An 8,407-nucleotide genomic window follows, 5' to 3' on the forward strand; every position below is an offset into this window, starting at 1 on the left:
ATTCCAGCTTCCTTAAATACGTATGTTTGCAATACAGCTTTTTGAATTTGTACCTAAAAAAAGACAAATAAAAAAGGTTCTTTCATGGAAAAAGAACCCTTTTAAAACGTTGAAAATCCAGATTACGAAATGAAAATAGCTTATTGTGACAATTTGCTAGGACATCTAATGACTATAACTCCCTTTTTTATTTATTAAGCAACGAAATATGTTTCAATTGTTGCTTTTAAATAAAGTCACGATGTTTATAAGAAAGACGCAACGTTTTGCCCCCTTGGATCTGTTTATCTAAAGGGGTGTTTTTATTGTGAAACAAAACTACATCTAATATTAAACCCAATACATTTATGCATAGTTTTTCCAAATTACATTTGATAATATAGATAAAGGGACGTTAAATACATAATATATTAATAGTTAGGGAGGTATTAGAAATGAAAAGAACACCTGAATTTATACTGGGTTTAATTGGTGGTATTTTTGGGGTTATAGGTTCTCTTATTATATCGATGATAGCTATTACCGTTTTGGATGGTGATATTGATTATAAAGCTTTGACTTATTACTCTATTTTATTAATTATTCAAATAGGGCTGTTAGTTTTAGCATGTTCAGTAAATAAGGTTAACAATATAGTCTACGGACTTTGTATGATATTACTCCCATTAGTAACATTGGTTATGTCATTATTCCTTTTATTTATTCCAGTAATTCTTCAAATTATTTCTGGCGGATTTGCGTTTCGACCTTTAAAACAAGAATCTAAATAAAATATTTAGCAATTCCAAAATCATGGTAAATATATAAGGGCTAATTTAAATAATATTTTTGAAGGGTGGTATTTTAATTTGAAACGAACTGTAGAATTTGTAATTGGCTTAATCGGAGGAATCTTAGGACTCTTACTTTCTTTATTTATTGTAATTGGTTGTATTTCCTACACAAGTTCTAATACTAGTTCTGGAGGTATTGCAGAATATATTATCATTACTTCTAGCATCGCCTTAATTATTCAAATAGGCCTATTAGTATTAGCTTGTTGTGTTAACAAAATAAATAATATAGCTTATGGTATTTGCATGATTGTATTAAGTATAATTTCATTGTTTTTAGGTTTTTTTATTTTATTCCTTCCAGTGGTTTTACAAATCATTTCAGGTGCATTTGCATTTAGACCTTTAAAACAGGAGACTAATTAAAACAATAACGTAAACGTAAAGCGACTCCAAAATATAAATAAAAGTTAATTTTGAAGTTGCTTTACGTTTACTCTGTAGCAGAGGTTTGAAATCATTTTATAAAGTAACTCATTATGTTATATTTTTAGTGGGTATATTGTAGCCATTTCTTTATGACTATAATAAAAAAAGACAAGGGTGTTGCACTCTTGTCTTTTTTGTTCATTAGATCTATGTTTATTACAAATAGGACTTTAAAATTTATTAATAAGTATATACAACATACTATTCTATGTTTGATTGTTTTACATAATAATTGTTTATATGTTTTAGGAACATGAAATGTGTTGATATATAAGGGATTCTGGCACATAACTATAACAAAAATGGTTAGAAAGATAACGAATTTGGTGGTTCTGGTGCAAAAACTATAAGACTTATGTAATTAATCTCTGAAATTTGGACATACTGATACTAGTACTCTAAAAAGGATGTGATCAGTATGGAAAAACAAAACTTATTCAAGTGGAAACATTATCAGCCTGAACTAATCTTATTAACAGTAAGGTGGTACCTACGGTACAATTTGAGCTTCCGTAACCTGGTGGAAATGATGGAAGAACGAGGTTTATCAATCGTTCATACAACAATTATGCGCTGAGTTCATCAATATGGGCCTCAATTAGAAGAGAAAGTACGATATCATCTTAAATCAACAAATGACTCATGGAGAGTTGATGAAACCTATATCAAAGTAAAAGGTCAATGGATGTATTTATATCGTGCTGTAGATTCCGAAGGGAACACCATTGATTTTTATCTAAGTAAATCAAGAGATAAACAAGCAGCCAAGCGCTTTTTCGTATGTTTCTAAACCCCGTGTGATAACGGTAGATAAGACCCTGGCTATCCTGTAGCGATGCAAGAATTGAAAGAGGAGAACCATATGCTTGAATGCATACAACTAAGGCAAGTTAGATATCTTAATAATATAGTGGAACAAGATCATCGTTTTATCAAGAAACGTGTGCGTTCTATGTTGGGATTTAAGTCGTATAAAACAGCAACTTCTATAGTGAGTGGTGTGGAAGCTATGCATATGATAAAAAAGGGACAAATTGATTTACAGAACCAGTCTGTCTAAAATCAGAAAGAGTTCATCCACCGAGTGTTTGGACTTATAGCATAAAATATGATTCCGTTAAGAATCTACTATCATCTATGTTCTTCTTCATATATTTGTACCAGAACCTGAATATTGAATAATGCATTAGATGCTCAATTTATAATTAGAAATCACTTTACAGTAATATCTAATTATAAATAGGCTTCAAAACTCAAATAATGTCACTTTGGAAATTACAAAAATATATTAATCGTAGAACAATTTATAAAAACTAATTTCAAAGCTAAATGGAAGTTAATAAAATCTTATTTAAATATATATCTTATATATATTTAAAATATAAAGATAAAACTTATATAGGACTGGTAAATATACGTATATCCTTACTGTAACAAAGCTTTTTAACATCTCATAGCGTAAAAAATCATAAATAGTAGAATCTTACAACGGAAAATCAGGCAAAACTATGATCTAAAATCTACAAATAATCATAAATGAAATTTAGTATTCCTACATAAAAAATGAAACAAATTGATACATTGTTAAACATATTTATTCAATCGTAAAATTTCATATGAATTCACTGAATCTCCACAATCTTATTGTATTTACCCACAAATGATTCACATTATGTGTTAATTAATCAACATTATCCAAATCTACCACATAACTCACATTAATATTGATGATTTTTGATAGATAAAGGGGTTTAAGCTATTTATATCAATGATAATTGCACTAAATTACTCACATTATGTGTTATTTATCTACTTATCCACGAAATTTAATTTTTTTCTTATGATTTCTTGTAGATATTTGAATGTATTTAGACAGCTCATAACGTGTTTATATGAAAGTATATGTGGAAATTCAGATGAGTACCATACTATTTTTGTATATGGTTGCATAAAAAAAGACTCTATTATAAATAGAATCGAGTAAATTTACTTATTGCGAAGAATGAGTAATAGTCTTTTAAATAAACGTATCAACACGAATAGCCCTCTATCTTGAATTTTTTTCAAAAATAGAGAGCTGATTATGATTAGTTCGTTTGCATTACTGTGAGTACTTGCTCAGCTGTTGTTACTGGGATACCAGCGCGTATTAACTGTTCAAAGGCACGCATAAATGTAATTAAATTAAAGTTATCTGGTACTTCAATAACGCGAAGCTTTTCTTTCGGTAATCTATCTATCTTTTCAATGAACAATTCCCGAACATCACTAGGAATAAAGCGCTCTTTATGTCCTCTTGCCTTTAAGAGTTCACGTATTTCTATTTCTAAAGCCATATAAGCGTTTAGGTTTGTACCTTGTTCATAGGCGTACTTTCTAAACAACGTTTCTTCTTGATACTTTAGATAGTTGCGGTGATACGATTCCTCTGTAACAGGTACAGCAAATTTGTAGTTTAGTAACTCATACGTTTTGCGGAACAGTTTTTTGATGTTTCGAAGAGAGTACATAGAGAAATGTAATCCGAAATCAAATACAGCCTGTTCTTTTTGTTCTTTTGGAACACGTTGTGTAATAAGAGGATAAATACCTTCTTTAGCCGCTGTATCAAGAATTTGATATTGTGATGTTTGATTTAGTAATTTCTTCAGTGTATATACCAACTTGCTTGGATATTCTTCATTACGATCTATCATGTCACGTAAGCTATGAATTACGCTTCGAATTTGTCGATGGCATGTATATTTAAATACATGAATAAATTTGTTCATCTCTTGTGTAAACTCACCAATATTCATCTCTTGTAGCACGGATTCGATAAAACGAGCTTTACGAGCATAAGTAAGCCTTGGTGTGAATGGATTGCGATACTGTACTTCTCCTGTTTCTTTTGTACATAAGAAATCCGTATGTAAGGATAGATATAGAGTCGTATATCTTTTTTTATTCTTAACCCCTTTTTGTAATTTACAAATTTTGAATAGCGGAGTCCCTGTACATGATAATGCAGTTGTTAATTCTGTCATAACTGCGCGGATTTGATGTGGATATTTTTTATGTAAAAAGCGGTACATCCCACCAAAATGAGTTTTATTCCCTCTTTCATCTTGTTTGTCTAAGGAACGTTTTAATGTAGTTTCACTGTGCTGTTGCATAGCAATATCTAAGAATAGCTTCTTAGATGCAACTGATAGCTCAAAGAAAGCTTTCGTAAATACCACTGGGCTAATATAAACATATGCATTGGCCTTTTCAGTTTCTTCATTCATAAAATGAGTTAATTTAATTGTATATCGACCATCTAATTCATTTTCAATCGTAATAATCTTATGTATACTTAATTTCTTTAATGCAATATAGAATTGAGAATGCTGTATGTAAGCAAATTCTTCTTTATATAGTTTATAATCTTCCCACATCATATGTATTGTTACATTTGGAATGACTCCATTCGTGTAACATTTTTTATGTAGATATAAGAAGACTTCCAAATCTGCGTTTGTAATGCCATATAATTTATGCTTTCTTCCCATTGTTTCCGAAATAGCAGATAGTGTACGACGTGAAAAAGATGGTTTAGCCTGTGCTACGAAGCCATCCACATCGGCAATACGCTCCTCATATGTCATATGATCAACAATATCTTCAAGGTATGTATCTTTATAGCTGTAGTATTTCTCTTCGAAAGTTTCAACAAGTTTTTGCCAAGACTTCAGTGTTACTAAAACTGCATTTGTAGATTGTCCATTTAGACTACGTTGATTACGAATAATAAATGATTTTCCCATCTCTTTCACCTCCTACCTATAAATTCAGAAATAAATGCCAAAACACTATAAAATATACCAATTTTGATTATACCAAATCGAAGTTTGTTGAAATGCGTCCCTTTAAGAGAAAAAATAAAAAGATGAAACGCCCTTTAATCCCTTGTGTATCAAGGGGTTTCAGGATTCTTGAATTTTTTTTTATGGACATGATGTGGCTATGAATTTTCATATTGGTAGAAAAGAAGGAAAATAGCAAAAAAACCTTGTAAACATGATTAAATCAACAGTTATATCGATTTTTAAAAAATTAAAAGGGACATGATATGGCTATGAATTTTCATGTTTATAATTGTGAATTAAACAGATGAAACCCTTTAAACAGTGATGTTAATGGGCTTTATCTGTAATTTTACAATTATAAAAGGAACATGAAGTGGCTAGGTGGGTTTTCATGTTTGGTTAAAAAAAGGGACATCATACAGCTATCGATTTTCATGTTGCATAAATACGTGAAAATAGGGTTATAAACGTGTAAAGCCTTAATATAAAAAGGTTTATGGGGTTTTCATCTAAAATAAAAGGGACATCATATAGCTATAAATTTTCATAACTAATAGTATAGCTGTAATAGAAACGCTTATATATCAAGCTTTAAGCACTTTTAGAAAAAAATTTCGAGTTAGTAAAAAGAGTTACATAATGTCATTTTTGTTTCATGTTTTGATGGAAAGGGGAATGATATGACTATAAATTTTCATTTTTGATGAATTTGGGGTATTCGAAGTAACATATATATTTTCATCTTTACATTTTTGGCTTTTACTTCTCTGTTAAATGTAAGAGGAACTTTAGGGAGATAAATATGAATAATAGTACTGTAAATCTAATAGAAAAAGAGTTAATGAATGAAAGATAGGTTATTGTATAAGTACTTGTATAATTGCTATTTGGATTTTACAAATTGATTGAGTCTTGTATAATCAGTTACAGAGAGGGCTATAAGTATGCAAAATAGAGCCCTTACCATGTTAACAGTGAAATGAAAGAATGAAATATTCCGAATTTATTTCTAGTTTTATAAAAAGGAACATCATATAGCTAATTATTTTCAAATTAAGATCAATAATAACTAAATGTATATAAGGAGCCGAATTTATATGGAAGACGTTCTACAATTGTTTAGAGATGCACTATCAATAACAGAACCACTGTATAAACAAGATGAGCAATTGTGGCATAAATGGGTTTCCTATTATGTTGAGGTTGAAGCAGATAAAAGTAAAATTGTGACTTCAGAATACCTTTCTCCATCATTTTCAATGCTTGTACAGTGGCTAGAGCAACAACAAAGAAAAGGTGTTTCTTCTCTAGATATATTTAAAAATATAGATACTTACAGATTAATTATTCATGAGAAAATAGGTGTCTTTATTGAACAAGAGTTTCGTGAAAATCAGACAGCTAGCACTATAGTGCATACAGCAACAAGTGAATCAGATGCGAACATATTGAATGAAAACTATTTAGAAGTAAATAACTCCGCGGTCTATTATAAGTTAAGAGATGGAATAGCTAAAAATCAATTTGAAGAAGATGAAAACACACGGTTAAAATCTTATCCTATTGAAACAAAGGATAGTAATGGAGTGGCACAGCTTTCCTCTCATAAAGATGAAGATCTAAAGTTAACGAATATTGAAGAGACAGCAAGATGGAATACTTTAGTAGACGGCGTAATGAGTAATATGGATGATTTAACTGCAGATTGTTTAGATACCATCACAATTCAATGGTTGAATGAAGCAAAATCGCCGGATGAATTTATTGATTTTTCATATGAACAAGTTTTAGAAATGTGCAGTATTTCAAAAGCTAAGGCAAATGGTGTCGAATATTATAGAGTGGAAGATAAAATTAAGGTAGCGAAGCGGATTGCGGCCTTAGCAAGTATTTTTATATATCTAAATGATGATAATGAAGTAGTCGTATTAAATGATCGTGCTGAAACAGGTAAGCATTACGAAGTAAAACGTGAGGTAATTAAAAGATTATTTGTATTAGATTCCGTAGTTCTATGGAGAGATAAAAATACAAACGAATACATGGGGATAGAATCGTGCAGGATCAAACCAGGAAGTTTCTTATCCGGATATCTATATGGCTCTAATAGTACTACCGCATTATTATCAAAAAAGGCACTTGAATATAATAGTTATAGACACAAATATCATAAAAGATTAATTCGGTATTTGACATGGCAATGGAGAATCCGTCAAATGTTTTCTAGCTTACAAAGACCTTATTCTATAGGTGGAGATAAAGGTTTGTTGGCAGTTATGGGTATAAACCAGAAACAAAAACCTAATCGTATCCGCGAACAATTAGAAAATGTGCTTATTGATTTAGAAAAAGAAGAAGTAATTTCTCATTGGGAATATCATAATGGTTTAGAAGAAGAAAAACTGACAAAGAAGAATTGGTTTAAAAATTATTATTCACAGTTAGGAATAGTAATATTGCCACCAAAAGAACTAATTAGTTCAATGGAAAACTTAGCGAAAAAGAAAACAATTGATACAATACATGAGGAAAGTCAGCCAGTAAAAATTGTAGAAAAGCCATTAGATACGAGTGAAAATGAACAAGTAATCAGAGAGAAAATAGAGTTTATGCATATGAAAAAGAATATAACTATGCGAGAGCTTTCAATAGAGATAGGTATATCGCAGCCTACTCTTTCTAGATTCTATAATAAAAAAACAAAACGTCTCTCTAGTACGGCGAGAAGCAAATTAAATCAATGGTATAAAAGACAAATGATTATCGATAAAATGTAAGTTAAAGCTAAAAATTAGTATTAAAAAGAGTCCTAGAAATAGGATTCTTTTTAATGTAGTTATTGAATTCGCCTGTTTTAAAATACACTATTTAATATAGAAATATCCCTATTAAGAAATAGGGATATTTCTATATTAAATAGGAGATTATAGTAGTGTTATGTGCAATAGAAACAGTAATGTATAGTATTCCAGTAACTTATCCAAAGCTCTCTCCTATCCCTTCATTTCTGTAACAAAAGCAATGGGATATAGGAATATCCACTTATAGAAATAGGGATATTTCTATATTAAGAAGGAGATTATAGTAGTGTTATGTGGTATGTGCAATAGAAACAGTAATGTATAGTATTCCAGTAACTTATCCAAAGCTCTCTCCTATCCCTTCATTTCTGTAACAAAAGCAATGGGATATAGGAATATCCACTTATAGAAATAGGGATATTTCTATATTAAGAAGGAGATTATAGTAGTGTTATGTGGTATGTGCAATAGAAACAGTAATGTATAGTATTCCAGTAACTTATCCAAAGCTCTC

At 30.2% G+C, this 8,407-nt stretch carries 5 protein-coding genes and 1 pseudogene; 5 read left to right on the top strand and 1 reads right to left on the bottom strand.

Features of this window, described 5'->3' with window-relative positions:
- Positions 1-434 precede the first annotated feature (434 nt).
- The 4 genes and pseudogenes from CQ058_RS30040 (at position 435) to CQ058_RS33005 (ending at position 2,322) form a co-directional block, all read left to right on the top strand.
- On the top strand, positions 435-770 hold the full coding sequence (locus tag CQ058_RS30040) for a DUF4064 domain-containing protein (RefSeq protein WP_002192004.1): 336 nt from the start codon (positions 435-437) through the stop codon (positions 768-770).
- A gap of 78 nt (positions 771-848) precedes the next feature.
- Entirely contained in the window at positions 849-1,199 is a 351-nt protein-coding gene (locus tag CQ058_RS30045; protein ID WP_002187902.1) for a DUF4064 domain-containing protein, read from the top strand.
- Positions 1,200-1,680: 481 nt separating this feature from the next.
- Positions 1,681-1,839 carry a hypothetical protein gene (locus CQ058_RS33000; protein ID WP_374954503.1) on the top strand — a complete coding sequence of 53 codons (159 nt, stop codon included), beginning with the start codon at positions 1,681-1,683 and terminating at the stop codon, positions 1,837-1,839.
- 108 nt (positions 1,840-1,947) lie between these two features.
- A pseudogene (locus CQ058_RS33005) lies at positions 1,948-2,322 on the top strand (IS6 family transposase).
- A gap of 1,027 nt (positions 2,323-3,349) precedes the next feature.
- Here CQ058_RS33005 and CQ058_RS30055 read toward each other — a convergent pair.
- A complete protein-coding gene (locus CQ058_RS30055; RefSeq protein WP_002187898.1) occupies positions 3,350-5,050 on the bottom strand; it encodes a hypothetical protein in 1,701 nt (566 codons plus the stop codon).
- Between the two features lie 1,139 nt (positions 5,051-6,189).
- On the opposite strand from CQ058_RS30055, the gene CQ058_RS30065 reads away from it, so the two are divergent.
- Positions 6,190-7,869: a helix-turn-helix domain-containing protein gene (locus CQ058_RS30065; RefSeq protein WP_002187897.1), complete on the top strand. Its 1,680-nt coding sequence runs from the start codon at positions 6,190-6,192 to the stop codon at positions 7,867-7,869.
- Positions 7,870-8,407: the final 538 nt, after the last annotated feature.

It is taken from the genome of Bacillus sp. MYb56 (genome assembly GCF_002976445.1).
Taxonomy (GTDB): domain Bacteria; phylum Bacillota; class Bacilli; order Bacillales; family Bacillaceae_G; genus Bacillus_A; species Bacillus_A mycoides.

Bases quoted from the DNA above. Each gene is read 5' to 3' on its own strand.
- CQ058_RS30040 (WP_002192004.1), top strand. From the start codon at position 435: ATGAAAAGAACACCTGAATTTATACTGGGTTTAATTGGTGGTATTTTT.
- CQ058_RS33000 (WP_374954503.1), top strand. From the start codon at position 1,681: ATGGAAAAACAAAACTTATTCAAGTGGAAACATTATCAGCCTGAACTA.
- CQ058_RS30055 (WP_002187898.1), bottom strand. From the start codon at position 5,050: ATGGGAAAATCATTTATTATTCGTAATCAACGTAGTCTAAATGGACAA.
- CQ058_RS30065 (WP_002187897.1), top strand. From the start codon at position 6,190: ATGGAAGACGTTCTACAATTGTTTAGAGATGCACTATCAATAACAGAA.